This window comes from Streptomyces hyderabadensis (genome assembly GCF_020404845.1).
Lineage (GTDB): Bacteria > Actinomycetota > Actinomycetes > Streptomycetales > Streptomycetaceae > Streptomyces > Streptomyces hyderabadensis.
This window is the reverse complement of the sequence record NZ_JAIOJZ010000019.1, coordinates 25,080-50,087: the sequence shown is the minus strand read 5'-3', so window position 1 is coordinate 50,087 and position 25,008 is coordinate 25,080. Positions and strand designations below refer to the sequence as shown.

Sequence of the window (25,008 nt, the reverse complement as noted above, 5' to 3'; positions counted from 1 at the left end):
GGAACACCGCGGGAACGGGCCGCCCGCCATGGTCCAGGGGAGGCGCATCCATGGTTGACCAGCGTGAGCCGGAACGCATCGGTGGGTGTGGACGGTCGGACTCGTCGAAGCGCGCCCTCCGCTGCACCGTCAAGGCTGTTGTGACCCGGGTGGGCCGGCAAGCGCGTGGGCCCAGGCCACCAGTTCGGGAGCGTCCAGTGACGGTAACCACCCATCGGCCCGGGTGGGGCCCTGGCCCTGCGGCCGAGGACCGACGCCCAGGACCCGCAGGCTTGCCCGGCGGGCTGCCTCCATACCGGTCAGGGAGTCCTCCACGGCCAGCGCCCGGTGCGGGGGGACACCGCAGAGCCGGGCCGCCACGGCGTACACGTCGGGATGCGGCTTGGGACGCACACCGTCCCCGGCGTCGGGGACGACGAGGTACTGAAAGTGCGCGAGCAGCCCGGCCCGTTCCAGGCTGCCTTCGACCACGACCCTCGGGCAGTTGCTGGCCACCGCCAACGGCAGGTGGCCGGAGAGCAGCCGCAGGAGCCGGACCGCGCCAGGCATCGTCACCGGTTCGTCGGTGACCAGTGCCAGGAAGTGGTCGAGAAGCGCGGCTGCCAGGTCCTCGGCCAGTTCGGGTTTGTGCACGGTCTGCGCCATGAGCCGGCCGCAGTCCTCGTAGTGCAGACCGACGGCCCGCTCCGCGAACCCGGGCGGCGGCTGGAGGCCGTGCTCTCGAAAGGCCCGGCTGCGAGCCTCCTGCCAGTGGCGTTCGCTGTCCATGAGGGTCCCGTCGCAGTCGAAGATGACGGCTTCGGGCGACCAGTCGAAGAGATTGTGGGTCGAGGTGGTCACTGGAGTCTCCCATGCTTTCGCACGTATGCGCGTCCCGTCTCGGCACGAAAACGGAAAGATAGTTTCCACTACGTTATTTCCGTCCAGGCAAATCGGGCAATAACCCTTTCCGGTGACTCGAAGCGCATCGGAAACAGGCGTACAGCCATACGGCGACGGGCACGGCGCAGTCACTGGGGGCGTCAACAGCACGCACTTTCGGCCAGTTGCCGCGCACGGTTGACGGTGCGAGGCCGGAGCGTCGCGCTCCCTTTACCACTCGCACGCGTGCGAGTTCGAAAGAACTGTGTAATTGCCGCCTGAAAGTGCCCGTTTGGGCTCCGGGCGTACGCTGGCGCACTAAATTCGTGGCCCGACATCGAGAACAGACGAGGGCGGACGGAACGTTGCAGGAACGGGCGAAGGCAACCCGCAGATCACTGCTGGAAGCGGCAGCCCAACTGTTCGCCGAACAGGGATACGCGGCCACCAGCGTCAACGACATAAGCGCGAGGTCGGGCCGGACCAGCGGCGCGGTCTACTTCCACTACACCAGCAAGGAAGGAATCGCCGTCGCCGTCGTCGAGGACCGGTTCGCTACCTGGTCCCAGCTCGCAGCACGCTACGGAGACGAGACCGTACCCCCGCTCGAACGGCTCGTAGCACTCAGCTACGACATCGCCCACGCCCTCACCCGGGACACCGTGACGCGGGCCGGGGCCCGTCTGTGGGTCGAGCGCGCCGTCATCAAAGCTCCCATCCCCGACCCCTTCGCGCTCTGGACCGCCGCCACCACGCGCCTGCTCGCACAGGCCCGGCTGGCAGGACACGTCAACGAGGGCATCCACCCCGCCCGCGCGGCCCGCACTCTGGTGCCCGCGTTCTTCGGTCTGTGCACTCTCACCGAGGCACTTGAGGGCACGACCGTCCTCGACAACCGCCTCACCTACTGGTGGCAGCTGACCCTCCCCTCCCTCCGGCCCCAACCCTCCCCCGGAAACCTCCGGACAGGCCGGTGAGAGTCATACTCGAAGGGCCTCCTGCTCCGGCAGGCACGTGACCCGGTCGCGCCGAGAGCGTCACGCGCCACTCGCGTACGGGCGGTCAGGGCCCGGCAGCGGGCGAGAGTGGAACGTCGGTGGTCGCCTACCGTGCACGACATGACGAGCGTGCGCAGGATGACGGCGACGGACCGTCGGCAGCGCATCGTGCGAGCGGCCGGCGAGTTGTTCATAGTGCGTGGTTACACGGGCGTCTCCATGGAGGACGTGCTGGCGGCGGTGGGCGGCTCCAAGGCAACGCTCTACCGGTACTTCGCCGACAAGAGCGCGCTGTTCCGGGCCGCCGTGGAGACGCTGTGCGACGAATGGTCGCGGCCCCTGCACGACTTCGCGCCGGGCGGCGAGCGTCTCGCCGACAACCTGGTGGCGCTGGGCGAACACTTCGCCTCCGTGGTGCTCAGCCCGCAGGCCATCGCCTTGCACCGGCTGGTGACGGCCGAGGCGCAGCGGATTCCGGGACTGGGCGAGGTGTTCGCCGAACACGGGCCGGCCGCGGGGCACGCGGTCATCGGGGGTTGTCTGCGCCAGGCGTGCGACGACGGCCTGATCGAGGTCGACGATCCGCTGCGGGCCGCGGCGCAGCTGTACCAGGCCATGCTCGGGGACGCCCAGATGCGGCTGCTCACCGATGCGCCGCGCAAGCTGACCGAGGCCGAGGTGCACACGTCCGTCGTGGAGGCGGTGCGCGTCTTCCTGCGTGGAGTGGCCGTCCGCCCCTGAGCGGTGCGGACGGCCGGGGCAGTCATGTGTTGCCGTGGCCGGCCTCTTGCCCTCAGGGAAGGCCGATGCCGACGACGATCCGGGCCGAGCATGTGGGAAGCCTGCTGCGACCCGCCGAACTACTGGCGGCGCGAGCCGAGCACCGGCGGGGCGCCTTGCCGACCGAGCGCCTGACCGCATCGGAGGACGCCGCGGCGGCGGCCGCGCTGAAGCTGCAACAGGACACCGGTATGCAGGTCTTCATGCCCACGGCGAGTTCACCATGGCCACGATCCGCGTCGACCCATCCGACCCCACCGCAGTACGGCCCCCGGGGTGCGGTCTCCACAGCGCGGATGATGCCGAGCGCGCTCTCCTTGGGGGCGCCGGTGACGGAACCGGGCGGAAAGGCCGCCGCCAGCAGATCCGCCCACCCGGCCCCGTCGCGCAGTTCCCCGCGCACGGTGGAGACCAGGTGGACCAGCCCCGGGTGCTTCTCCACGACGCACAGATCCGGGACGGTGACACTGCCGGTCGCACAGACCCGGCCCAGGTCGTTGCGGACCAGGTCGACGATCATGACGTTCTCGGCGTGGTCCTTCTCCAGGAGGTCCCCCTCGGTACGTCCGGTGCCCTTGATCGGTCCCGACTCGATCCCCCGGCCGGTGCGGCGCAGGAACAGCTCGGGGGATGCCGACACCACTTCCACGCCGTGCTCCGGCAGTCTGACCAGACCGGCGTAGGGGGCGTGATGGCGCGCGGCCAACCGGTCGGCCAGCGCCTCGATGTCAGCGCCGGCATCGAGCGGGGCGGACAGCACCCGGCACAGGTTGGCCTGGTACACCTCCCCGGCGGCGATGTGTGCGCGGATGCGCCGTACGCCCGCGGTGTAGGCGGCCCGGTCCAGCGAGGTGGTCCACTGGTCCCGGCCCGGTCCGCACCATCGGAGCGCCGGTCCGGCGGGCCGCGCGGCGGGGCGGACGTCACGGAAGCGGGCGCAGGTCAGGCTGCCCTCGAAGTCGGCGACGACAGCCCACAAGCCCGTGGAGTCGAGAGCCCCGGGGTCGTGGGTGACATCGAGAAGACCGGTCGCCCGGCGGCCGGCGAACCTGGCCAGCGGAGCGAAATCCTTCACGTCCGGTGCCTTTCCTCGGTGGGGATGCGCGTGCTGGTGCCGTCCTTCGCCCGGAGGGCGGCACCTGGCTACGCAGGCACGGCGGCCTCCTGCTCGGCTGCCCACTCGGCGGCCTGGAGGGTGTTGACCAGGAGCATGGCGATCGTCATCGGTCCCACTCCGCCGGGCACGGGGGTGATTCGGCCGGCGATGCCGTCCAGTTCGGCGGCGCGGACGTCCCCGGTGAGACCGCCGGGAGTGCGGTGGATGCCGACGTCGATGATGGTGGCGCCGGGTTTGACGTGCTCCGGGCCGATGAGACCGCGGACGCCGGTGGCGACCACGACGACGTCGGTGGGGCGCGTGACGGCGGCTAGGTCGGTGGTGAACTCGTGGGCGACGGTCACCGTGGCTCCCCGGCGCAGCAGCAGCTGGGACAAGGGCCGGCCGACGAGTTCGCCCCAGCCGACGACGGCGACGCACGCGCCCTTCAGTTCGATGCCTTCGGCGTCGAGGAGTTCGATGACACCGCTGGGCGTGCAGGGACGCAGCCCGCGTTCTCCCCGGGCCAGGCGGCCGGCGCTGGCGGTGGTCAGGCCGTCGACGTCCTTGGTGACGGGGATGCGGTCGATCAGCGCGGCGGCGTCGAGGTGGGCGGCCAGGGGAAGTTGGAGGAGGATGCCGGAGACGTCCGGGTCGGCGGCCAGTTCGTCGATGACCTCCGCCACCGCGTCCTGAGTGGCGTGCTGGGGCAGGTGGCGGTGGAAGTCGCGCATGCCCGCCTCGCGGATGGCGCGTCGTTTGGCGGCGACGTACACGGCACTGGCCGGATCGTCGCCGACCAGAATGGTGGCCAGGCCGGGCAGATGTCCGTCGTGCCTGAGCCGGGCGACCCGTTCGGCGACGCGGGCCCGGATGTTCCGGGCGTGCGAGGCGCCGTTGATCGTGGTGGTCATGGTGGCGAACCGCCTTTCTGTGACGGTGAACGATGCGCCCGGCGGCGCGGGCTGTGGGCCGCGGCCGCAGCCGTACGCGGCCACGGTGCACGACGCCGGGGCGGCGGTGCGTACCGGAGCGGAACGTGCGGAATCCGCCGTGTCCGCCGCCCCGGTGGCCTGTTCCGGCGCGCGACAAGACCACCTGCCCCGGTTCCGGGCGGTTTCCCCGGCGGGGACGTGGAGGGATCGATGGGGCGGATCGGTGGTTCAGGCGAAGACGATGGTGTGGTTGCCGTTGCGGATGACCCGGTCCTCGGCGTGCCACAGCACGGCGCGGGACAGCACGGCGCGCTCGACGTCGGCGCCCCGGCGGGTGAGGTCGGCGGCCGTGTCGGCGTGGCTCACCCGGACCACGTCCTGCTCGATGATCGGGCCCTCGTCCAGATCCTCGGTGACGTAGTGGGCGGTGGCGCCCACCAGCTTCACGCCGCGTTCCTTGGCCTTGGCGTAGGGACCGGCACCGATGAAGGCGGGCAGGAAGGAATGGTGGATGTTGATGATGGGGACGCCGGCCTGTTCGATGAAGCCGCCGGAGAGGATCTGCATGTAGCGGGCGAGGACGACGAAGTCGACGTTGTCCTTGAGCAGCCGCAGGTGTTCGGCCTCGGCGGCCGACTTGTCCGCGCCCATGGACGGGACGTGGAAGAACGGGATGCCGAAGCTCCGCACCTCCTCGGCGACGTCGGGGTGGTTGGAGATGACCATGGGGATGCTGACCGGGAGTTGGCCTTGCCGGTGGCGCCAGAGCAGGTCGAGCAGGCAGTGGTCCGACTTCGAGGCGAAGACCGCCATCCGCTTGGGCACCGACTGGTCGCGCAGGGTGTAAGTGAGGCCGTAGCGCCGCACCAGTTCCTCGTCGAAGTCGGCGCGCAGCGCGGGCAGCGCGGCCTGGAGGCCGTCCAGGCCGAAGACGGTGCGCTGGAAGAAGGCGCCGCCCTGCGGATCGTCCGAGTACTGGTCCAGGGCGACGATGTTGGCGCCGTGCCTGCTCAGCACCGAGGTGACGGCCGCGACAATGCCGGTCGCGTCGGCGCCCTGGACGATCAGCGACGCCTGGTGATCGGTCCCCCGCCTCCTCTTGGCGGTGGAAGTGGGCGCGGCCTGCGTGGCGGTCATACGGAGTCGTCCTTCCTGAACTGGGCGATCCATTCGGACGTGGCCTTGAGCCCGCCGAACGTATAGAAGTGGATCTTCACGTCGCCGTGCCGGGCCGGCTCGTGGCCCTCGGCGAGGGCGCGCAGGAACCGGTCCGGTCCCGCGGTGCCCATGAGGTTGGTGATCGACAGGCCGTACTTCTTGGCGATGGAGGCGCTGGTGCCCACGCCGAACCGGGCGGCGAACGCCATCAGCCGCCGCACCCCGGCCGGACCGGGGACACCTATCCGGATCGGGAGCGTGATGCCGAGGCCGCGAACCTGCTCGACCCAGGCGAGCACGGGATCGACGTCGAAGCCGAACTGGGTGATGACGCTGCCCTGAAGCCCTTGGGCGGCAAGGGCGGCGCCCTTGTCCCGCAGCGCGGCCCACAGCACGTCGTCGGCGATGGCGGGGTGGCCTTCCGGATAGCCGCCGATGCCGACGCCCTTGACGCCGTACCGCGCGAGCAGGCCCGACTCGATCAGGGCGAGGGAGTCCTCGTAGGGCCCCTCGGGGCGGGTCGGATCGCCGCCGACCGTGAAGACGTCGGCGCCGGTGCCGTCCGCCTGGAGTGCGGCGAGGAACTGCACGAAGTCCGCCTGGGAGCCGAGGCGTCGGGCGGAGATGTGCGGGACCGGTGTGAAGCCGAGGCGTTTGACCGCTCGGGCGGCGTCCAGCCGCATCCGCAGATCCTCGGTGCCGAGGAAGGTGATGTTGACACGGGTGCCCCGCGGGATGAGGCCGGCCGCCTCCTCCAGCTTGGGCACGTCCTTGCCGGTCATCTCCAGGGAGAAGTCCTCCAGCAGTGACGTGCTCACCGCCGGGGACGCTGTGCTGACGGGGTTCATGATGCTCCTTGTGAAGGCGAGGGCGCCCGGAACCGGGCCGACCGGGACGGCTTCTCCCGGTCGGCCGTGCGGGACGGCGCCGACCGGGCCGCGGGGCCGCCTGGGTCAGGCGTTGCGGCGGTACTCCGTGCGGGCGTGGCGGTCGTACGGGCTGGGCTGGACGGTTGCGCGGATGCGGGGGAAACCGAGATCGGCCTCGGGGTCCGTACCCGGTCCGGGGTGCTCACCCCAGACCACGCTCACCTCGGTGCCGGGGGCGGCGTGCGCGGGGTCGATCAGGGTCAGGGACAGCACGGTGCCGACCGGGTCGATGGACGCGGTCTGCATGGTGACGCCGGCCAGGCCGGCGGAGGTCTCCACGCGGTGGCGGGCGTAACTGAGTACGAAGCCGGGGTCGGCTCCCTCGCCCAGCACCCGGCGCACATCGTCCGGGTCGAAGACGAGGGTGACCTTCTTGCGCAGGCTCTCGTCCGCCTTGGCGGCGACCAGGGCGTCCCGGCCGTGGAAGTCGTGCCCGAAGTGGATCATCTTCCCGTAGCCCAGTTCGTACGGGGAGACGTAGTAGTCCTCGATGTTCTCGGAGAAGTAGCTGCCGTTGAGGGGGCGCTTGCCCTCGATGCCGAACAGCGGGAGCCAGGCGCGGTACTCCGCCAGCTCGGGGTCGGTGTAGATGCCGGGCACCGGCGAGGGTACCCAGCCGCTCTCCACGCTCGGCGTGGCGTACGCCAGCGCGCCGACCTGGACCAGGCCGAGTGGTTCGCCCGCCTTCACGAACGCCTCGTGCACATACGCGGCGTGCTCCCACGGGCCGATGAACTCGTAGCCCGCCTGGCCCGCCATGCCGTGCCGCAGTGCCTTGAAGGCTCGGCCGTCCAGGGTGACCGGCGTGGAGTGGAAGAACTTGGTCTCCGGAACCGGGCCGCCGAGGACCTTGCCGATCAGTTCGAGGGCGAGCGGCCCCTGGATCTGGTAGCGGAACAGCTTCGGGTCACCGCCGCCCCGGCGGAACGCGGAGGACTCGTCGGTCCTGAACTCGACGTCGTAGCCGGCCTTTTCGGCGTGGTACTGGACCCAGTGCTGCGAGGCGGGCACACCGCTGAGGAGGTAGGAGTTCTCGGCCTCGCGGGACAGGATGCCGTCGGTGACGATGTGGCCGTGGCGGGTCACCGGCACGTACTGCTTGGCCTGGCCGATCGCGAACTTCTCGAAGTTGTTCGCGCCGTACTCGGCCAGCACGCGAGTGGCGTGCGGGCCCTCGATCCACATGTCGAACATGTGGTGCGAGAGATTGAGCAGCGCCACGCCGTCGTGCCAGGCACGCTGCTCCGTGCGCCAGCCGACGTACTCCCGGTCCACCACCTCGGGCGTCCACGGCTCGGCACCCGGCTGCCACAGCAGGCCGACGGTCGAGCCGGCCTGGTCGATGCCGTCCTGAAGGCTGGGGACTGTCATGCGACTCCTTCTTTCCAAGCGATACGTCCGAGCTAGAGCGATCTAGCTCGGTGTTTTCGTGTGCGGCTCGATGCACTACGGGCAGGTGAAGTTCTGCAGCTGAGACGAACTAAAACGATCTAGCGCAAGCTAGCAGAAGGGCTTCCGTCCTGACGAGACCCGTGCGTGCACCATCGCCCCTCACGCGGCCGACGGGGCGCGGCCACTCCAGGCCGCGGCCATGCACACCGCGTGCAGGCTGGAGCGGACGTCGTGCACCCGCACGCACCTGACTCCGGCAGCCGCCGCGAGCGCGGACACGGCCGCCGTCGCGGCATCCCTCGTGTCCGGCGCGTGAGTGCCGTCCGCCAGGCCGCTCAGGGCGGCGCCGATACAGCGCTTCCTGGACGCGCCCACCAGCACCGGAAACCCGGTCGCCGTCAACGTGCTCATGTGAGCGAGGAGTTGCCAGTCGTGGCCCGCGTGTTTGGCGAAGCCGAGGCCGGGGTCGAGGATGATCCTCCCGGGATCCACACCGGACGCGGTGAGGCTGTCCACCCGCGCCAGCAGCTCGGAGGTGACCTCGCCGACGACGTCCCGGTAGAGAGCGTGCCGCTCCATCTCGCGACTCGGAGCGCGCCAATGCGTGACGACATAGGAGACCCCGGCCGCGGCCACGGTCGCCGCCATGTCGGGATCGGCCAGACCGCCGCTGACGTCGTTGACCAGGCACGCACCTACCTGCACCGCGGCACGGGCGACTTCGGCGTGCATGGTGTCCACGCTGACGGGCACGCCCTCGCGCGCCAGCTCGCGCACCACGGGCACGACCCGGGACAGCTCGTCCGCCACCGAAGTGGGCTCGGCTCCCGGCCGGGTGGACTCGCCGCCCACGTCGACGAGGTCGGCGCCCTCCCGGGCCATCCGCAGGCCGTGCCGCACCGCCCGGTGGGTGTCGGCGTACCGGCCGCCGTCGGAGAAGGAATCCGGTGTCACGTTGAGGATGCCCATCACCAGACACCGGCCAGGTCCGGGGAGCGGGCCGTGTGACGGTCGCGCACCAGTGAGGGGGGATGTGTCGATCATCGCGGGAGAGACCTCCTCCGCCCGCAGGTCGTCCACCTGCGCGCTGGAAAAGCTAAATCGATATGGCAAACAGGTTACGACGCTTTACTAAATCGTTCTAGCCCTTCAGCGTTGTTTCTCGTCAGCTTCGCTGGAGCCGACGAGCCCGCCGTGGGAGCAGCGACCATGTCCGTTCAGGGTGCTGCTCGACCACCGCCGTCCCGGGCCTGCCGCGGCGGCGGGCCGTACTGCTCAGCGACGCGGAGCGTAGGTGAGGGTCTTCACCTGGCGCAGAGTGGGCACGGCTTCCACGGCCCGCACGCCCTGTATGGCGCCGACCCGGTCGGCCAGGTAGGCGAACAGTTCCTCCGTGCTGCGGCAGAGCACCGAGACGACGACGTTGGCCTCACCGCTGACGACGGCGGCGAAGCGGACTTCGCGATGGTCGGCGAGGGCCTGCCCGGCGGAGCGCAGGAGGGCCGGCTCCACCCGCAGCCACAGCACGGCTTCGGTGCCGTGTCCGAACGGCTCGTAGTCGTACTCGATGTCGAAATAGAGCACCCCCGTCCCGCGCAGTGCCCGGATCCGCCGTTTGACCACGGACTCCGTCTGCCCGGTCGCCGTCGCCAGATCGGTGGCCGTCGTACGGCCGTCCTGGCCCAGCAACTCCAGCAGCTTTTCGTCGAGCGCGTCCGGATCCGCTGCCTTCGCCGCGGTCTCGGGCGGGGCCGGCCGCAGCGCGGTTTCCTGTACCGGGTCCAGGGCGTCGATCTTGTTGAGCCAGCCGAGCGGTCCGCCGTAGAAGTGGTGCAGGACGCAGAAGGCGTCGACCGAGGTGACGCGGCGGGTGCGGGGAAGCCGGTCGAGGAGGAGTTCGTCGCGGTCCTGCCGGTTGCGTGGCTTCAGCGCGCACATCACCTCGGTGCCGCCGGACATCAGCCCGATGTACGAGGTGTCGGCGCGGCGGGCCAGGGCCTCGGCCAGCGGCTCCGCCGCGTCGGGGTTGCAGCGCAGCCGGGCGATCCAGTTGCTGCGTCCGAGCCTGCTGTGGTCGGCCATGCCGAGCACCTTGAGCCGGGCTTCGGTGCGCAGCCGCCGGTAGCGGCGGGCGATCGTCTGGTCGGAGACGCCGAGGACCTCCGCGATCCGGCTGAAGGGCGCGCGGCCGTCCAGTTGGAGGGCCTGGAGCAGGCGCAGGTCGAGTGCGTCGGGCTGGTACACGAAGGCCGCCTTCCTGGGGCACGCACCTGTTCTGCTTCGGATTCTGCTGCGGAGGGTCACAGCGCCGGGGTGTCGCGGGCGACGCGACACGCGGCGGTGCCCCCGGCCCTGCGGTGCAGGGCCGGGGACCTGCCTGCCGGTGCCGCCCCGTCCCCACGGGTGGCCCCGGCGCCGTCCCGCTGCTCCGCCGCGGTGGGACGACGGACCACGGGCGCGCGATGTGCGGTCCCGCGCTGAGCCCGTGGCGCCCCGGCCCTACTGGGAATCGGCCACCGCGGTGGCCGCCGGACTGCCGTGCCCGGTGCCCGCCGCGCGGCCACCGCCGGACGCGACCGGCGTGCCGCTGCTGCCGCCCTTGGGTGTGCGGGCGGGCCGCAGCAGTACGGCCGCCACCGCGGCGCCGAACAGCATCACGATGCCCGACACCACCAGGCACAGCTGGAGCCCGTCCAGGAAGGACTGGGACAGGGCGTTCAGGGCCGGTCCGGTGGCCTCGCCCAGCGGCAGGCCCGCGACGGCGCCGAGGCCGTCGGCGTGCACGGCCCGCAGCACCTCACCGCTGGTCGAGCCCGGCAGCCCGGCGGCGGCGAGGTGGTCGGGCAGCGTGCCGACCGCCTTGCCGGTCAGCAGCGCGCCCAGGATCGCGGGGCCGAGGGCACCGCCGACCTGGCGGAAGGCGTTGTTGCCGGCCGCCGCCATGCCCGCCTGCTGGTACGGCACCGAGGAGACGGCGGTCGCGGTGATGCAGGGGAAGGCCAGTCCGAGTCCGAGCCCCAGCAGGGCCAGGCGCCAGGCCAGCGAGCCGAAGGACGTGTCGGTTCCGACGTTCGTCAGCGTGAAGAGGGCCAGGGCCGTGATGACCAGTCCGCTGGTGATCAGTACCCGCGGGGACAGGTACCGCATCAGCCGTCCCACGGCGGTGCCGAGCACCATCGGCAGGACGGTGACCATCAGCAGCCGCATGCCCGCCTCCAGGGTGCTGAGCTGCTGCACCATGCCCAGGTACAGGCTCAGGACGAAGAAGAACCCGATCAGGCCCAGGAAGCTGATCATGACGACCAGGGCGGATCCGGTGAACGCGGCACTGCGGAACAGCGTCAGGTCCAGCATCGGGCTCGGGCTGCGCCGCTCGACGACGACGAACGCGGCGCCGGAGCAGACGGCGACTGCCGACGCGACGACGACCCGGACATCACCGAACGACGTGGCCCCGCCCTCGATGACGCCGTACACCAGCGCCACGACCGCGACGGCGGCGGTGATCTGGCCGGGCCAGTCCAGCTTCCGCGCGACGTGTGACCGGGACTCCTCCAGCACGAAGGCCGCGATCACCATCGTCAGGAGGGACAACGGGATGGGCAGCAGGTAGATCCAGCGCCAGGCGACGTGTTCGACGATGACGCCGGCGATGAGCGGGCCGACGGCCAGGGATCCCATCATGGAGGTCGTCCACAGGCCGATGTACTTGCCCCGCTCCCGCGGGTCGGGGACGACATGGCTGATGAGGGCCAGGGTCATCGGCAGCAGCGCGGCCGCGCCCACCCCCAGCAGCGCCTGGCCGACCCACACCTGGACGATGGACTGCGCGGACAGCGCGACCGCGGCGCCCGCCACACAGAACCCGAGGCCGGCCTGGTACACCTTCTTGCGCCCGTGGACGTCTCCGAAGACCCCGGCGGTCAGGATCAGCGCGGCCACCGGCAGCACGAACGCGTCGGACACCCACGACAGGTCCGCGGTCGAGGCGTCGAGGGCCTGCTGGATCACCGGAAGGCTCACCGAGACCGTGGTCACCGGGAAGTACCCGACGAACACCCCCAGACAGGCCATGACCAAGGTCGCCGTACGCCGGTCACGGCGCCGTTCCACCACTGCTGCACTCACTCAGGACTCCTTCGCGACCGTGGCCGCGCGCCGTCGGTCGTATGACGGGGGAACTATGGAGTCCGCATCCCGGGCTGGGCGAGCCAGATGTCCTCCGATGCCCGAATCCGACAGAACAGACGGCCGTGGACTCGAAAACCTCCACCCCGGGGCGAAGCGGTGAGCCGGTGAGCGGTCGCGGTGAAAGGCCGGCGGTGCGGCGTCGGGCGCATCGGTGCCGGGCGGCTTCCCTAGAATGGCGGTGCGCCGCTTTCGGGGAGGGGCGCTGACGCATCGGAGCAGGGGTGATGGGCACTTCCGGAAGAGTCACGCTGAACGACGTGGCGGCGGCCAGCGGTGTCTCCCGCGCCACCGTCAGCTTCGTCCTCAACGACGACCCGCGCCAGACCATCTCGGCCGCGACCCGGGACCGGGTCAAGCAGGCCGCCCGGGACCTCGGCTACGTACCGCACGGGGTGGCCAGGGCGCTGCGGGAGGGCTCCTCGCGCGTCGTCGTCCTGAACATCGACGCGAGCATGGAGGGCAAGTACTCCCGCAGCTACGTACAAGGGCTCGACGCGGAACTGGCCGCCCACGACCACGTCCTGCTCGTCCGGCACGGCCACCACACCCCGCAGTCCACCCAGCAGGTGCTGGACGCCATCGCCCCTCGCGCGGTCATCCGCTTCGGCGAGACCTACCTCACCGGCCGCGAACTCGACGACCTCGGCGGCGGCTGGCGCGACGGCCTCGCCGCCCACTCCGCACTCCAGCTGCGGCACCTGGTCGAACACGGCCACACCCGGATCGCCCTCGCCCTGCCCGAGAGCGGGTCACCGCTGGCAGCGGCCCGCCTGAAGTTCACCGGACACGCCGCGCGGAACCTGGGCGTCCCGGTCCCGGACTCCTTCGTCACCCCGCTGGAGCGCTCCGCCGGAGCCGAGGCCGTCGGGGCGTACCTCACCGCCGCCCCCGAGGTGACCGCGATCGCCGGATTCAACGACGACGTCGCGCTGCGCGTCCTGCGCGCCCTGGGCGACCTCGGCCGCCGGGTACCGGACGACGTGGCCGTCATCGGCTTCGACGACAACGGGTACGGCGCCTTCACCACTCCCGCGCTGACCACGGTCAACATCGACGCGGAAGCCCACGGCCGGCTGAGCGCACGCCTCGCCCTGGACCTCGCCACTGACGGCCTCCGTCCGCCGCCGGCGCAGGTCGTCGTCCGCGGTTCGGTCTGAGGGCCCACCGAAGAGCGCGACGTCACGGGCAGTACCGGGGCGCCTCGTCGACGTGTGCGGCCAACGCCATCTCCTCGTCGGCGACGAAGGCGTACGGCGGGTCCGGATGGGCCTGGATCATGTTGTCCGCCACGTCCTGTGCCCCGCATGTCCGGCTTCCCCGGCCTGGAGTCCTTCGGCCCCTACGAGCACATCGAAGACGTACGCGGCACCATCCTGGTGCAGTTACACCGCCGACGTCCGCGGCTGGATCTCCGTCTGCATGATCGACGAGGATGAACTCAGTAACCAGCGGACGAAGGATCTCCTGGTGACGTACTCGCCGAAGCGGCTCGGCTTCTTCCAGGTGTGAAGGGAGGGCGTCTGACCAGGGCTGATGCCCGGGAGGGGCCCTTCGACCAGGTTGGCGTGGTGCCGCCGAGGCGTTAAGGTGATGATCGGCTGCGTGTCTCGCGCGCAGCGCGGCGGTGGGGCTCGCCGTACCCGAACCGCGGCGTCAGAGCCGCCGACAGTCCCTACTTGCGATCGAGCGTGCCCGGGTACCCGGGTGCCGGCGAGTAGGAGACGTACGCACATGACAGCCCCGCACTCCCAGGTGAACGAACCCACGGACCCCGACAGCGATCTGCACGTGCCCCTCCAGCGGCGCCGGTCCCGGCGGGAGCAGGTGCCGGTCGTCGCGGCGGTGGCTCTCGGCGGAGGCATCGGGGCGGCCGCCCGCTACGGGGCCATGCTGCTCTGGCCGGTTCCCGCGAGTGACTTTCGGTGGACGACGCTGGGCGTGAACGTGGTCGGATGCGCGGTCATCGGTGTGTTCATGGTGATCATCAGCGACGTCTGGGCCGCGCACCGGCTGGTGCGGCCCTTCTTCGGCACCGGCGTGCTCGGAGGGTTCACCACCTTCTCCACCTACGCCGTCGACATCCAGCGGCTCGTGGACGAGGGCGAGGCGCGCAGCGGACTGGTCTATCTGGCCGCGACACCGCTGGCGGCGCTCGCGGCGGTGTGGCTCGCGGTGACGGCGACGCGCCGCGTACTGGCGTGGAGGCAGGGATGACGAGGCTGACGGGTACCGCGCTGCGCGTGACGATCTTCATCGGGGAGAACGACACCTGGCGCCACAAGCCGCTCTACAGCGAGATCGTGCACCGTGCCCACAGCGCGGGGCTCGCGGGGGCCAGCGTCTTCCGGGGAGTCGAGGGATTCGGCGCGTCCTCCCTGATCCACACCACGCGACTGCTGTCGCTGAGCGAGGACCTGCCGGTCGCGGTCGTGATCGTCGACACCGAGGAACGGATCCGGGCCTTCCTGCCGCAGCTCGACGAGCTGGTGGCGGAGGGCCTGGTGATTCTCGACGACTGCGAAGTCATCCGGTACGTGGGCAGGGGGCACGAGGCGTGAACTGGGTCCTGGTGATCGTCGGCGGCATGGTCGGCGCACCGTTGCGCTACCTCACCGACCGGGCCGTGCAGCAGCGGCACGACACGGTCTTCCCGTGGGGCACCTTCACCGTCAACGTCGTGGGGTGTTTCGTCCTGGGGCTGCTGTCGGGCGCGGTGGTGGCCGGGGCGGCGAACTCCGACGTGCAGCTGCTGCTGGGCACCGGACTGTGCGGGGCCCTGACGACGTACTCGACGTTCTCCTACGAGACGCTGCGGCTGGCCGAGGACGGCGCCAGGTTCTTCGCCGCGGCCAACGCCGTGGCCAGCGTGGTGGCGGGCCTGGGCGCGGTGTTCGTCGGGGTGTCCTTCGCGGACGCGTTGTGGGCGTGATCCGTACGGCGGCGCCGAGGACGCCGGGCGCGGGCCTCGGCGTCCGGTCCGTCAGTGGCCCGCGGTGAGCTGTCCGGCGAGGCGCTGGTGCATGTCGGCGCTGGGCTCGTTCAGTCCCACGATGGTGACCTTCTTGCCGCGCTCGGCGTACTTGGTCTCGATGGCGTCCAGGGCGGCGACCGACGAGGCGTCCCAGATGTGGGTGCCGGACAGGTCGATGACCACGTCGTCGGGGTCGCCCTTGTAGTCGAACTGGTAGACGAGGTCGTTGGAGGAGGCGAAGAACAGCTCCCCCGTGACCGAGTACACGACCTGCTTGCCGTCGGGGTCGACGACCCCGGAGACATTGGCCAGGTGCGCGACCCGCTTGGCGAAGATGATCATCGCGGCGATGGAGCCGACGACCACCCCGATGGCCAGGTTGTGCGTGCTGACCACGCACGCGACGGTGACGACCATGACGACGGTCTCGCCCACCGGCATCCGCCTGAGGGTCCTGGGCCGGATCGAGTGCCAGTCGAACGTGCCGACGGAGACCATGACCATGACGGCCACCAGCGCGGCCATGGGGATGTCGGAGACGACCGGACCGAACACGACGACCAGGATGATCAGGAAGGTGCCGGCCAGGAACGTGGACAGGCGGGTGCGGGCGCCGGAGACCTTCACGTTGATCATGGTCTGGCCGATCATGGCGCAGCCGCCCATGCCGCCGAAGAAGCCGGTGACGATGTTGGCGATGCCCTGGCCGACGGACTCGCGGGTCTTGTCGGAGCGCGTGTCGGTGATGTCGTCGACCAGCTTGGCGGTCATCAGCGACTCCATCAGGCCGACCAGCGCCATCGCGAGCGCGTAGGGGGCGATGGTCGTCAGCGTGTCCAGCGTGAACGGCACGTCGGGCAGACCCGGCGCCGGCAGCGAGGACGGCAGCTCGCCCTTGTCGCCCACGTTCGGGACGGCGATGCCCGCGCCCACCGTGATCACGGTCAGGACGACGATGGAGACCAGCGGGGCCGGGATCACCTTGGTGACCTTCGGGAAGAACACCAGGAGGGCCAGGCCCGCGGCGATGAGCGGGTAGACGGCCCAGGGGACGTCGTGCATCTCGGGCACCTGGGCCATGAAGATCAGGATCGCCAGCGCGTTGACGAAGCCCACCATGACGCTGCGCGGCACGAACCGCATCAGCTTGGCGACCCCGACGGCGCCGAGCACCACCTGGAAGACACCGGCGAGGATGACCGCCGCGACCATGTAGCCGAAGCCGTACTCGTGGTTCAGCGGTGCGATGACCAGGGCGACGGCACCCGTCGCGGCGGAGATCATCGCCTTGCGGCCGCCCACGACGGAGATGACGACGGCCATCGTGAAGGAGGCGAAGAGGCCGATCGCCGGGTCGACGCCGGCGATGATCGAGAAGGAGATGGCCTCCGGAATGAGTGCCAGGGCGACGACCAGCCCGGCCAGCACCTCGGTGCGCACGACCTTCGGGGACGCGAGCCACTCGGGCTTGGACAGGCGCAGCTTGGGGGCCGGGGACAGCGGTGAGGACATGCGACCGTTTCTGTTCAGGCGCACGTGTCCGTTCCGCTGGACACACGCGCTCGGCGTACGTGATCCCGATGAGGAATCGTCCGGCTGCCCGGCCGTCTCGGCGGGGCCCTGCCGGACAGGGCGGCGACCTCGGGACGCCGGTCGGGCATCATTGCCCGGTAGCCTTCAGTGCCGCCAGGGGACCCGGTCGGGTCGCCGTCGCGGCCGTTCCGCCCCCCTGACGCACTGTGGACAGCACGGACGGACACCGTGAGAAGAAGTCTACCCTCACGTAAGGGAAGAGTGCCAGCCGCGGCTGGTGAGGCGCAGACGGACAGAGGGAGCTGGCGGGACGATGACGGCAGAGCGGCAGATGCAGATCGGTGAGGTCGCCGAACGGACCGGTTTGTCGCTGCGCACCATCCGTCACTACGAGGAAGTCAGCCTCGTCGTCCCCTCGGCCCGCAGCAAGGGCGGGTTCCGGCTGTACACGGAGGCCGACGTCGCGCGGCTGATGGTGATCCGGCGCATGAAGCCGCTCGACTTCTCCCTGGAGGAGATGCGCGACCTGTTGGACATCACCGACCGGCTCGGGGCCGCCGACGGTGCACCGGCCGGCGAGGAGCGGGAGCGGTTGCGGGAGCGCCTGGACTCCTACCGGGAGGTGGCCGACGCGCGCTGCGAGACCCTGCGCTCGCGCCTGGCGATGGCCGAGGACTTCGCCGCCACCCTGCGGCGACGGCTGGATGCGGAGGCGGAACGCGAGGACGCCGGAACGCCTGCACACCGGGACGCCGGCTGATCGACCCGTGGGGTCGCCCCGTGGACACCGGCCGACCGCACGCGGAGCCGGTCGTCGCCGTCGCCCGCCTTCGGCCTGCCGGTCGGCCCGGACGGCGGTTCCGCCCGGCCCGTCCCCGGCAGGTCTGCGCACGGTGCAGTCGGGGATCCGGGCGACCTCCTGGCGGGTGCTCTCCGCGACCCCCGCGACCCGCGGCGCGTTCGCCTGGGCCCTGTCACGCGTCCCGGAGGGCATGCCCGGCGCTTCCCGGCGGCGCCACCACCGGCACCGCACGGTCGTACGCACGCGCACGAGGGGTCCGCCAGGCGGCGGTACGGGCGGGGCGGATTCCGCTGCGGCGCGGTACGAAGGGGGGCACGACCTCATGTGTTCCGGTTCACCCCGTGCCGGTGCGTTCCCTCCTGTGACGAGGTGACCATGCGTTTGCTGCTCGTCCATCCCAGCGCCCTGATGTACTCCGAGATCTTCCTGCGTCTGGAGCCCCTCGGCCTCGAACGGGTGGCCGGCGCCGCCCGCGAGGCGGGGCACGAGGTGCGGGTCGTCGACCTCCAGGTGCTCTCCCCCGCGCGGCTGCGGGACGAAGTGCGGTCGTTCCGCCCCGAGGCCGTGGGCTTCTCGCTCAACTACCTGGCGAACATCCCGGAGGCGATCGACCTGGCCGCGAAGGTGAAGCGGGAGGTCCCGGGCTGCTTCGTCTTCTTCGGCGGACACAGTGTCTCCTTCGTCGCCGAGGACGTACTGGCGCAGGCCGCCGGTGCGGTGGACGCGGTGATCAGGGGCGAGGGCGAACCGGCGATCGCGCCACTGCTGGAGGCGGTGCGGGACGGCGGGGTGGACCAGGTCCCCGGCATCATCACGCCGTCCGGGCGGGGCCCCGCGCCGCTGATGATGCACAGCATCGACACCCCGCTCCCGGCCCGCGACCTGATGCGCAACAGACGCCGCTACTTCATCGGCGAGCTGGACCCCTGCGCCTCCATCGAGTTCACCCGCGGCTGCCCCTGGGACTGTTCGTTCTGCTCCGCCTGGACGTTCTACGGCCGCAGCTACCGCAAGGCGTCACCGGAGGCGGTGGCCGAGGACCTGGCCCGCGTCAGGGAGCCGAACGTCTTCGTCGTCGACGACGTGGCCTTCATCAAGCCGGACCACGGCAACGCCATCGCCGCCGAGGTGGAGCGGCGCGGCATCCGCAAGCAGTACTACCTGGAGACCCGCAGCGACGTGCTGCTGCGCCACCCGGAGGTCTTCGAGCGGTGGGCGCGGCTGGGGCTGCGCTACATGTTCCTGGGCATGGAGGCCATCGACGCCGAGGGCCTGGACCTGTTCCGCAAGCGGATCAGCCCCGACGAGAACCTGAAGGCCCTGGAGGCGGCCCGCCGCATGGGGATCCAGGTCGCCATCAACCTGATCGTCGACCCGTCCTGGGACGAGGAGCGGTTCCGTGTGGTGCGGGAGTTCGCGCTGTCGGTGCCGGAGATCGTGCACTTCACGGTGATGACGCCCTACCCGGGAACGGAGATCTGGCACACCGAGTCCCGTCGCCTGACCACCCGCGACTACCGTCTCTTCGACATCCAGCACGCGGTGGTGCCGACGGCACTGCCGCTGGAGCGCTTCTACGAGGAACTGGTCCGCACGCAGGCCGTCATCAACCGCAAGCACCTGGGAATGCGCACCGCGTTCGGCGCGGCCCGGATCCTGGGCCGCAACCTGCTGCGCGGGCAGACGAACTTCGCGCGCATGCTGTGGAAGTTCAACCAGGTCTACAACCCGCGGCGGCAACTGGCCGACCACGGCCGGCCGGTGCGCTACGAGCTGCCCCTGCCGCAGCCGGTCGACGTCGGCGACCGGCGCCGGCTGTACGTCCACACCCGGGAGGCGACGACGCCGCGCAGGGGTTGAGGCGAGACGGTCCGTCTTGTTATGCTTCGGTCATGGCTTTCCTCTTCTTCGTCTGAGTCCGGGCACGGCCCCTGCCGCCGTTTCTGCTGCCCGTAGACCCTTCGCATGCCCGGGGAAAGCCCTATGCGCGACCGCGCCCGTACCACCCTGCCCACCCACGCCCCCGCCGCCGTGGCCCAGCTGTCCGTGCAGTGCGTCACCAAGGCGTACGGCACCCGGACCGTCCTCGACCAGGTCTCCTTCACCGTCCGGCCGGGCGAGAAGGTCGCCGTCACCGGGGAGAACGGCTCCGGCAAGTCCACCCTGCTGCGGCTGCTGGCCGGAGCCGAGGAGCCGGACACCGGAGACATCACCGTGCACTTCCCCGGCGGCACCGGCCACCTCGCCCAGACGCTGGACCTCGACGCGGACGCCACCGTGCAGGACGCCGTCGATCTCGCCCTGTCCGAGCTGCGCGACATGGAGCGCGGGCTCCGTGCCGCGGAGGAGTCCCTCGCCGACGCGTCGGACCAGGAACTCGCCTCCTACGGCGCACTGCTGACGGCCTACGAGGAGCGCGGCGGCTACGAGGCGGACTCCCGGGTGGACGCCGCCCTGCACGGACTCGGGCTCGCCCGGATCACGCGTGACCGCCGGCTGGGCTCGCTGTCCGGCGGCGAGCAGTCACGCCTCGCCCTGGCCTGTGTGCTGGCCGCCGCACCCGAACTGCTGCTCCTGGACGAGCCGACGAACCACCTCGACGGGGCGGCCGTGCGCTGGCTGGAGGAGCGCCTGCGCGCACACCGCGGCACCGTCGTCGCGGTCACCCATGACCGCGGTTTCCTGGAGCGCCTGGCCACCACGATCCTCGAGGTCGACCGGGACGAGCGCACCGTGCGCCGGTACGGCGACGGCTGGGCCGGCTACCGCGCCGCGAAGGCCGCCGCCCGGCGCGGGGCGCAGCAGCGGTACGCGGACTGGGTCGAGGAGGTGACGCGCACGGAGGAACTGCTGGAGGCCGCGGCCAGGCGGCTCGCCACCACCGGCCGGGACCCGAAGCAGGGCTTCGGCAAGCACCGCCGGTCCAGCGAGGCGAAGCTGGGCGGGCAGGTGCGCTCGGTGCGGGAGCGCCTGGCGCAGCTGCGGCGCAACCCGGTGGCGGCGCCGCCGGAACCGCTCCGGTTCACGACCCCGCTGTTGCCGGCCGCCGGCGGCCCGGCCGGGGACACGCTCGCCGAACTCGACGGCGTACGGGTCGGGGAGCGGCTGCGTCTGGAGGGGCTCCTGGCGATCGAACCCGGATCACGGCTCCTGGTCACGGGCGAGAACGGCGCCGGAAAGACGACACTGCTCCGTGTCCTCGCGGGCGATCTGCCTCCGGACGCGGGTACGGTGCGCCGCCCCGCCCGGATCGGCTACCTGGCCCAGGAACTGCCCGGGCACGCCACGCGGCTGCCGCTGCTGGCCGCGTTCGCCGCCGGGCGGCCCGGACCGCCGGACGAGTACGCCGAACAGCTGCTGTCCCTGGGCCTGTTCCGCGAGGAGGACCTGCGGGTGCCGGTCGACGCACTGTCCAAGGGACAGCAGCGGCGGTTGCAGATCGCGGCGCTGGTGACCCGGCCCGCGGACCTCCTCGTCCTCGACGAGCCGACCAACCACATCGCCCTCGACCTGGTCGAGGACCTCCAGGCGGCGCTCGCGGCGTACCCGGGCGCGGTGGTCGCGGTCTCGCACGACCGGGGCTTCCGTGCGCGTTTCGAGGCCGAACGGCTGGAGCTGCGGGCCGGCCGCGGGCGGGCGGTCAGTCGGTCCCGGCCTTGAGTTCACCGACCAGCGCGGCCAGGACGCCGACGATGCCCGGGAGGATGTTGACGAGGTGCTGACGCACCGGCGCCTCACCCGCCGAGGACCTCGGTGTTCTGGCAGGCGTGCAGCAGCCAGCGTCCGTCGTCCCGCCTGGTCATGACGTACAACGGAGCGCCTTCCGTGTCGCCCTCGGCCGAGTGGTAGACCTGGCGTACCTTGACCGCCGCCACATCGGGGCGCAGGAACTGGATGTGGGCCACGTCGTAGGTGACCTCGCCGTCCCAGACGGCGTCGGGCAGCACCGCGCGGGTGAACGCGGCGATCGCGTCGAGGCCCAGGAGCACCTTGCCGTGGGCGGTGGTCCAGAGCGCGTCGGGGTGGAAGAGGGCGAGGAATCCCTCGGTGTCCCTGGCCCGCTGGGTGCGTTCGACGTCGGCCACGACGCTTTCGATGGCCCTGCGGTCCTGGGTGCCGGAGTCGTGGGGCGCGTGTTGTGGGTTCATGCGGATCACTGTCGTACCTCAAGCGTGCCTGAGGTCAAGGGCGGCTGCGACGGCGGTCGGTCTCGGCCAGGTGGCCTGCCGCATGAGTGCCGGGTCGAGCGGCCTCCGCCATGGAACGCGCCGCTGCGGACGGAGACATCCGCAGGGCGCCGGTCACAGCGAGGACGAGATCACCAGACGCTGGATCTGGTTCGTGCCCTCGATGAGCTGGAGCAGCTTGGCCTCACGCATCCAGCGTTCCGTCGGGTGGTCGGTCACGTATCCGTAGCCGCCCAGGACCTGGACCGCATCGGTGGTCACACGCATCGCCGTGTCGGTGGCGAAGAGCTTGGCCTTCGCGGCGGCGGCCGAGGACTGCTGCCCGGCATCGAACCGGCGGGCTGCGTCGAGCAGCAGCGTGCGAGCGGCGCTGACCTGGGTCGCCATGTCGGCGAGCAGGAAGCCGATACCCTGGAAGGAGATGATCGGCTTCCCGAACTGCTGCCGGGTCTTCGCGTAGGCGACGGCATAGTCGAGCGCGGCCTGGGCCAGTCCCACCGCGCAGGCCGCGATGCCGAGGCGCCCTCGGTCGAACAGACCCATCGCGATCAGGAAGCCCTTGCCGGGCCTGCCGATCCGCCGGTCCTGGGTGATCTCCGCCCCGTCGAGAACGATCTGGGCGGTCGGCGAGGAGCGGACGCCCATCTTGCGCTCGGGGGTCTGCGGGCGCAGTCCCGGTGTGTCCGCGGGCGCCAGCAGCAGGGACAGGCCGCGCACCCCGTCGCTCCCGGTGCGGCAGAACACGTTGTAGTAGTCGGCGGCGCCCGCGTGGCTGACCCAGGACTTGACCCCGTTCACGACGTAGTGGTCCTCGTGCAACGTGGCCGTGGTCCGCAGGGCCGAGATGTCGGAGCCGGCTTCCGCCTCCGAGATGCAGTTCGCGCCGAGGAGTTCGCCCCCCAGCATGTCCGGGAGCCAGGCGGCCCGCTGTTCCTCGGAACCGAAGGCGGCCAGGCCGTAGCAGGAGAGCACGTGGATGTTGACCGACTGGGCGACCCCCAGCCAGTGCTGGGCCAGGGTCTCCAGGACGGTGAGGTACACCTCGTAGGGCTGACCGCCTCCGCCGTACTGCTGCGGGTACGGCAACCCGAGCAGTCCGGCCCGGCCGAGCGTCTTCAGCAACTCGCGGGGGAAGGTCGCCTCGGACTCGAACTGCTGCACCCGGGACGCGAGTTCGGCGGCGGCCAGCTGCCGGACGAGGCGCAGCAGGTCGAGTGCCTCCGCTGTCCAGGCGGGTCCGGTGGGCTGGGGGTGACCGGTGGGCGCGGTGGTGGGCATGGCGGTGTCCTCACATACGGCTGGATCATGGTGCGTCGGTTCTTCTCCCGGTCGCCGGCGGGGTCAGGCCGGCAGCCACTGCTCGGCCTCGGGCCAGCGCCGTACGGCTCGGCGCACCGCGTAGTCCCAGTAGGACCGCACGGACAGGTCGGCGTAGATGAAGTCCTGTTTGAGCCGGACGTCTTCGGAACTGGAGCAGTGGAACTCCAGTCCGGTGGAGAGCGCGGCAAGTTGGAGGCGGCAGGCGCGTTCCAGCACCTGGGCGAAGATCGCGGCATGGCGCACGCTCTTGCCGACGACCACCCCGCCGTGGTTGCGCAGGAACACGGCGCGGCCGGTGTCCCCGAGTTCCTTCGCGATCTGGTCGCCGGTGGCGATGTCGAGCACGGTGTTACTGGTGGTGGTGAAGACGCTGGTCGCGTCGACGAAGTAGGAACCCTCGTGGGACAGGGGGCGCAGCTCGTGGTCGCAGGCACCGAACAGCAGGGTGTAGGGGGCGTGGCTGTGCACGATGCCGTTGACGTCCGGCCTGGCCCGGTAGATCGCCTGGTGGAGCGGGAGTTCGGGGGGCGCCGTGCGGGGGGCCTGGCGCGCGTGGTCCACCGCCGCGATGACGGTCTCCTCCGGTGTGACCTCGTCGAAGCCGCAGAGCGCGTTCTTGATCAGGAAGGTGTCCGCGCCGGGTGTGCGGGCGGATATCTGTCCTTGGTTGAAGTCGTCGTGTCCGTCCAGGGAGAGCATCCGCCCGCCCAGGGCGAGCTGGTTGGCCAGCCGGCGTGTCATCAGAAGGCCTCTCTCATGAAGGGGTCGTCCGGGGAGGTGGTCGAGAGGGTGTGGAAGAAGTCGTCCACGGCGATCAGGCCGGGCGGTTGCCTCGGCAGCCGCTGGGCGAGAGCCAGGGCGGTGCGGGCCACCGCGTGCAGTGAGGTCACCTGATGGTGGACGGTGAGGGCTTCGTCGGCGCCCCAGGTCCAGGTGATCGAGTGTTCACTGACCTCCGGGCCTCCGCGGCGGAGCCCCAGCTCGGCCTCCGGATGCCCGCCGCCGTCCGTCCAGGCGGTGGCGAGTCGTTCGGCCGTCGCGCTGACCCGGGCCGCCTTGCGGGCCGGGTGCCGGTCCAGGACGTCCACGTGGGGGGCCGTGAAGTGGTGGACGCCGGCGACCAGGCCGGCCAGCCTGCGCTGCAGGTAGCTGCCGAACGAGAGGTTGACGGCCTCGAGCACGGGCACCGCGGCGGCCACCTCGTCGAGCAGGCCCGCATGCCGCTCCCGCAGGTGGGAGACGCACTCGAGCAGCGGCACACCGTGCCGGAGGCAGTACGCGGCGACTTCGGGGAAGCCGCCGGGGGCGCCGGCGTCGATGAGGACGTCGGGCACGGATTCGACCGTCCAGCCGGTGCCGGCGCGTGCCCGCAGGCTCACCGGAACGCGCGCGTCCGTGCAGGCCTGCAGCAGCGCACCGCCGAGCCGTCCCGCACCGACGATGCCCACCGTGAGGGGCGGGCCGCCGGGCAGGGGGGCGGCTGCCGCGGCATCAGACGGCATCGGAGCCCAGATCGGCCAGAACGGCGGCCACGATGCCGTCCACCGTGCCGAGCGCCTCGGCCCCTTCGTCGGCGTCCAGGTAGGCGCCGAACTCGTTCTCGATGGCGTCGAGCAGCCGGATGTAGGAGAGCGAGGTGTAGTTGACGGCTTCCAGCACACCTCCGTGCGCCTCGATGTCCGAGACACTGATGTCGCCTTCGTGGGACGAGATGATCAGGCGGATCACGCCCTCGCGTATCAGCTGCGGGCCTGCGGGCATGACTGACTCCTCAGAATGGGGCCGGCGGGGTTTCCCCGTCGGCCGCGGATGCCGCCCGGGCGGGTGCCGGGGGGTGCGGTGCGGAGGGAGCGGA

At 71.1% G+C, this 25,008-nt stretch carries 24 protein-coding genes; 9 read left to right on the top strand and 15 right to left on the bottom strand.

Annotated elements, in window-relative coordinates:
- Nucleotides 1-129 precede the first annotated feature (129 nt).
- Nucleotides 130-840: an HAD family hydrolase gene (locus tag K7854_RS16845; protein WP_226027335.1), complete on the bottom strand. Its 711-nt coding sequence runs from the start codon at nucleotides 838-840 to the stop codon at nucleotides 130-132.
- Between the two features lie 386 nt (nucleotides 841-1,226).
- On the opposite strand from K7854_RS16845, the gene K7854_RS16840 reads away from it, so the two are divergent.
- Nucleotides 1,227-1,838, top strand: coding sequence for a ScbR family autoregulator-binding transcription factor (locus K7854_RS16840; protein WP_226027409.1), 612 nt, complete (start codon nucleotides 1,227-1,229; stop codon nucleotides 1,836-1,838).
- Nucleotides 1,839-1,979: 141 nt separating this feature from the next.
- Nucleotides 1,980-2,600 carry a TetR/AcrR family transcriptional regulator gene (locus tag K7854_RS16835; protein ID WP_226027334.1) on the top strand — a complete coding sequence of 207 codons (621 nt, stop codon included), beginning with the start codon at nucleotides 1,980-1,982 and terminating at the stop codon, nucleotides 2,598-2,600.
- Between the two features lie 52 nt (nucleotides 2,601-2,652).
- Here K7854_RS16835 and K7854_RS16830 read toward each other — a convergent pair whose 3' ends face one another.
- The 8 genes from K7854_RS16830 to K7854_RS16795 form a co-directional block, all read right to left on the bottom strand.
- A complete protein-coding gene (locus K7854_RS16830) occupies nucleotides 2,653-3,714 on the bottom strand; it encodes a chorismate-binding protein (RefSeq protein WP_226027333.1) in 1,062 nt (353 codons plus the stop codon).
- 68 nt (nucleotides 3,715-3,782) lie between these two features.
- Complete coding sequence (locus K7854_RS16825; RefSeq protein WP_226027332.1) at nucleotides 3,783-4,649, bottom strand: bifunctional 5,10-methylenetetrahydrofolate dehydrogenase/5,10-methenyltetrahydrofolate cyclohydrolase; 867 nt, start codon at nucleotides 4,647-4,649, stop codon at nucleotides 3,783-3,785.
- 249 nt (nucleotides 4,650-4,898) lie between these two features.
- A complete protein-coding gene (gene purU / locus K7854_RS16820; RefSeq protein ID WP_226027331.1) occupies nucleotides 4,899-5,807 on the bottom strand; it encodes a formyltetrahydrofolate deformylase in 909 nt (302 codons plus the stop codon).
- Nucleotides 5,804-6,676 (bottom strand): methylenetetrahydrofolate reductase, encoded by an 873-nt coding sequence (locus tag K7854_RS16815; RefSeq protein ID WP_226027330.1) that lies wholly within the window; start codon nucleotides 6,674-6,676, stop codon nucleotides 5,804-5,806. Before K7854_RS16815 ends, purU begins: the two co-directional genes overlap by 4 nt.
- Before the next feature lie 105 nt (nucleotides 6,677-6,781).
- The gene (locus tag K7854_RS16810; protein WP_226027329.1) at nucleotides 6,782-8,128 is read right to left on the bottom strand and encodes an aminomethyl transferase family protein; all 1,347 of its coding nucleotides are present in this window, start codon (nucleotides 8,126-8,128) and stop codon (nucleotides 6,782-6,784) included.
- Nucleotides 8,129-8,308: 180 nt separating this feature from the next.
- A complete protein-coding gene (gene folP, locus K7854_RS16805) occupies nucleotides 8,309-9,118 on the bottom strand; it encodes a dihydropteroate synthase (RefSeq protein ID WP_226027328.1) in 810 nt (269 codons plus the stop codon).
- Between the two features lie 306 nt (nucleotides 9,119-9,424).
- Nucleotides 9,425-10,393, bottom strand: coding sequence for an Lrp/AsnC family transcriptional regulator (locus tag K7854_RS16800; protein WP_226027327.1), 969 nt, complete (start codon nucleotides 10,391-10,393; stop codon nucleotides 9,425-9,427).
- A 255-nt stretch (nucleotides 10,394-10,648) separates the two neighbouring features.
- Nucleotides 10,649-12,223 carry an MFS transporter gene (locus tag K7854_RS16795; RefSeq protein ID WP_226027408.1) on the bottom strand — a complete coding sequence of 525 codons (1,575 nt, stop codon included), beginning with the start codon at nucleotides 12,221-12,223 and terminating at the stop codon, nucleotides 10,649-10,651.
- 341 nt (nucleotides 12,224-12,564) lie between these two features.
- On the opposite strand from K7854_RS16795, the gene K7854_RS16790 reads away from it, so the two are divergent.
- The 4 genes from K7854_RS16790 (at nucleotide 12,565) to crcB (ending at nucleotide 15,269) form a co-directional block, all read left to right on the top strand.
- Nucleotides 12,565-13,497: a LacI family DNA-binding transcriptional regulator gene (locus K7854_RS16790; protein ID WP_226027326.1), complete on the top strand. Its 933-nt coding sequence runs from the start codon at nucleotides 12,565-12,567 to the stop codon at nucleotides 13,495-13,497.
- A gap of 574 nt (nucleotides 13,498-14,071) precedes the next feature.
- Entirely contained in the window at nucleotides 14,072-14,554 is a 483-nt protein-coding gene (locus K7854_RS16785) for a fluoride efflux transporter FluC (protein WP_226027325.1), read from the top strand.
- Nucleotides 14,551-14,898 (top strand): DUF190 domain-containing protein, encoded by a 348-nt coding sequence (locus tag K7854_RS16780; RefSeq protein ID WP_226027324.1) that lies wholly within the window; start codon nucleotides 14,551-14,553, stop codon nucleotides 14,896-14,898. The genes K7854_RS16785 and K7854_RS16780 overlap by 4 nt, the downstream gene beginning before the upstream one ends.
- A complete protein-coding gene (crcB, locus tag K7854_RS16775) occupies nucleotides 14,895-15,269 on the top strand; it encodes a fluoride efflux transporter CrcB (protein ID WP_226027323.1) in 375 nt (124 codons plus the stop codon). Before K7854_RS16780 ends, crcB begins: the two co-directional genes overlap by 4 nt.
- Before the next feature lie 51 nt (nucleotides 15,270-15,320).
- Here crcB and K7854_RS16770 read toward each other — a convergent pair whose 3' ends face one another.
- Nucleotides 15,321-16,823: a SulP family inorganic anion transporter gene (locus K7854_RS16770; RefSeq protein ID WP_226027322.1), complete on the bottom strand. Its 1,503-nt coding sequence runs from the start codon at nucleotides 16,821-16,823 to the stop codon at nucleotides 15,321-15,323.
- A 334-nt stretch (nucleotides 16,824-17,157) separates the two neighbouring features.
- Between K7854_RS16770 and K7854_RS16765 the strand changes: the two genes are divergently transcribed.
- The 3 genes from K7854_RS16765 (at nucleotide 17,158) to abc-f (ending at nucleotide 21,306) form a co-directional block, all read left to right on the top strand.
- Complete coding sequence (locus tag K7854_RS16765; RefSeq protein WP_226027321.1) at nucleotides 17,158-17,604, top strand: MerR family transcriptional regulator; 447 nt, start codon at nucleotides 17,158-17,160, stop codon at nucleotides 17,602-17,604.
- Nucleotides 17,605-18,021: 417 nt separating this feature from the next.
- Nucleotides 18,022-19,506 (top strand): hopanoid C-3 methylase HpnR, encoded by a 1,485-nt coding sequence (gene hpnR, locus K7854_RS16760; protein WP_226027320.1) that lies wholly within the window; start codon nucleotides 18,022-18,024, stop codon nucleotides 19,504-19,506.
- Nucleotides 19,507-19,629: 123 nt separating this feature from the next.
- Entirely contained in the window at nucleotides 19,630-21,306 is a 1,677-nt protein-coding gene (gene abc-f / locus K7854_RS16755; protein WP_226027319.1) for a ribosomal protection-like ABC-F family protein, read from the top strand.
- 74 nt (nucleotides 21,307-21,380) lie between these two features.
- Here abc-f and K7854_RS16750 read toward each other — a convergent pair whose 3' ends face one another.
- From K7854_RS16750 to K7854_RS16730, 5 genes are all read right to left on the bottom strand, one after another.
- Nucleotides 21,381-21,794, bottom strand: coding sequence for an SgcJ/EcaC family oxidoreductase (locus K7854_RS16750; RefSeq protein WP_226027318.1), 414 nt, complete (start codon nucleotides 21,792-21,794; stop codon nucleotides 21,381-21,383).
- Nucleotides 21,795-21,947: 153 nt separating this feature from the next.
- On the bottom strand, nucleotides 21,948-23,111 hold the full coding sequence (locus K7854_RS16745) for an acyl-CoA dehydrogenase family protein (RefSeq protein ID WP_226027317.1): 1,164 nt from the start codon (nucleotides 23,109-23,111) through the stop codon (nucleotides 21,948-21,950).
- Nucleotides 23,112-23,174: 63 nt separating this feature from the next.
- The gene (locus tag K7854_RS16740; RefSeq protein WP_226027316.1) at nucleotides 23,175-23,894 is read right to left on the bottom strand and encodes a class II aldolase/adducin family protein; all 720 of its coding nucleotides are present in this window, start codon (nucleotides 23,892-23,894) and stop codon (nucleotides 23,175-23,177) included.
- Nucleotides 23,894-24,655: a dihydrodipicolinate reductase C-terminal domain-containing protein gene (locus tag K7854_RS16735; protein WP_226027315.1), complete on the bottom strand. Its 762-nt coding sequence runs from the start codon at nucleotides 24,653-24,655 to the stop codon at nucleotides 23,894-23,896. The genes K7854_RS16740 and K7854_RS16735 overlap by 1 nt, the downstream gene beginning before the upstream one ends.
- Entirely contained in the window at nucleotides 24,645-24,914 is a 270-nt protein-coding gene (locus K7854_RS16730) for a hypothetical protein (protein ID WP_226027314.1), read from the bottom strand. The genes K7854_RS16735 and K7854_RS16730 overlap by 11 nt, the downstream gene beginning before the upstream one ends.
- Nucleotides 24,915-25,008: the final 94 nt, after the last annotated feature.

Coding starts and splice junctions, on each gene's coding strand:
- K7854_RS16835 (WP_226027334.1), top strand. CDS start 1,980: ATGACGAGCGTGCGCAGGATGACGGCGACGGACCGTCGGCAGCGCATC.
- K7854_RS16745 (WP_226027317.1), bottom strand. CDS start 23,111: ATGCCCACCACCGCGCCCACCGGTCACCCCCAGCCCACCGGACCCGCC.
- K7854_RS16765 (WP_226027321.1), top strand. CDS start 17,158: ATGACGGCAGAGCGGCAGATGCAGATCGGTGAGGTCGCCGAACGGACC.
- K7854_RS16810 (WP_226027329.1), bottom strand. CDS start 8,128: ATGACAGTCCCCAGCCTTCAGGACGGCATCGACCAGGCCGGCTCGACC.
- K7854_RS16750 (WP_226027318.1), bottom strand. CDS start 21,794: ATGAACCCACAACACGCGCCCCACGACTCCGGCACCCAGGACCGCAGG.
- K7854_RS16785 (WP_226027325.1), top strand. CDS start 14,072: ATGACAGCCCCGCACTCCCAGGTGAACGAACCCACGGACCCCGACAGC.
- K7854_RS16730 (WP_226027314.1), bottom strand. CDS start 24,914: ATGCCCGCAGGCCCGCAGCTGATACGCGAGGGCGTGATCCGCCTGATC.
- K7854_RS16825 (WP_226027332.1), bottom strand. CDS start 4,649: ATGACCACCACGATCAACGGCGCCTCGCACGCCCGGAACATCCGGGCC.
- hpnR (WP_226027320.1), top strand. CDS start 18,022: ATGCGTTTGCTGCTCGTCCATCCCAGCGCCCTGATGTACTCCGAGATC.
- K7854_RS16790 (WP_226027326.1), top strand. CDS start 12,565: ATGGGCACTTCCGGAAGAGTCACGCTGAACGACGTGGCGGCGGCCAGC.
- folP (WP_226027328.1), bottom strand. CDS start 9,118: ATGGGCATCCTCAACGTGACACCGGATTCCTTCTCCGACGGCGGCCGG.
- K7854_RS16770 (WP_226027322.1), bottom strand. CDS start 16,823: ATGTCCTCACCGCTGTCCCCGGCCCCCAAGCTGCGCCTGTCCAAGCCC.
- purU (WP_226027331.1), bottom strand. CDS start 5,807: ATGACCGCCACGCAGGCCGCGCCCACTTCCACCGCCAAGAGGAGGCGG.
- K7854_RS16735 (WP_226027315.1), bottom strand. CDS start 24,655: ATGCCGTCTGATGCCGCGGCAGCCGCCCCCCTGCCCGGCGGCCCGCCC.
- K7854_RS16815 (WP_226027330.1), bottom strand. CDS start 6,676: ATGAACCCCGTCAGCACAGCGTCCCCGGCGGTGAGCACGTCACTGCTG.
- abc-f (WP_226027319.1), top strand. CDS start 19,630: ATGCGCGACCGCGCCCGTACCACCCTGCCCACCCACGCCCCCGCCGCC.
- K7854_RS16780 (WP_226027324.1), top strand. CDS start 14,551: ATGACGAGGCTGACGGGTACCGCGCTGCGCGTGACGATCTTCATCGGG.
- K7854_RS16740 (WP_226027316.1), bottom strand. CDS start 23,894: ATGACACGCCGGCTGGCCAACCAGCTCGCCCTGGGCGGGCGGATGCTC.
- K7854_RS16795 (WP_226027408.1), bottom strand. CDS start 12,223: ATGGCCTGTCTGGGGGTGTTCGTCGGGTACTTCCCGGTGACCACGGTC.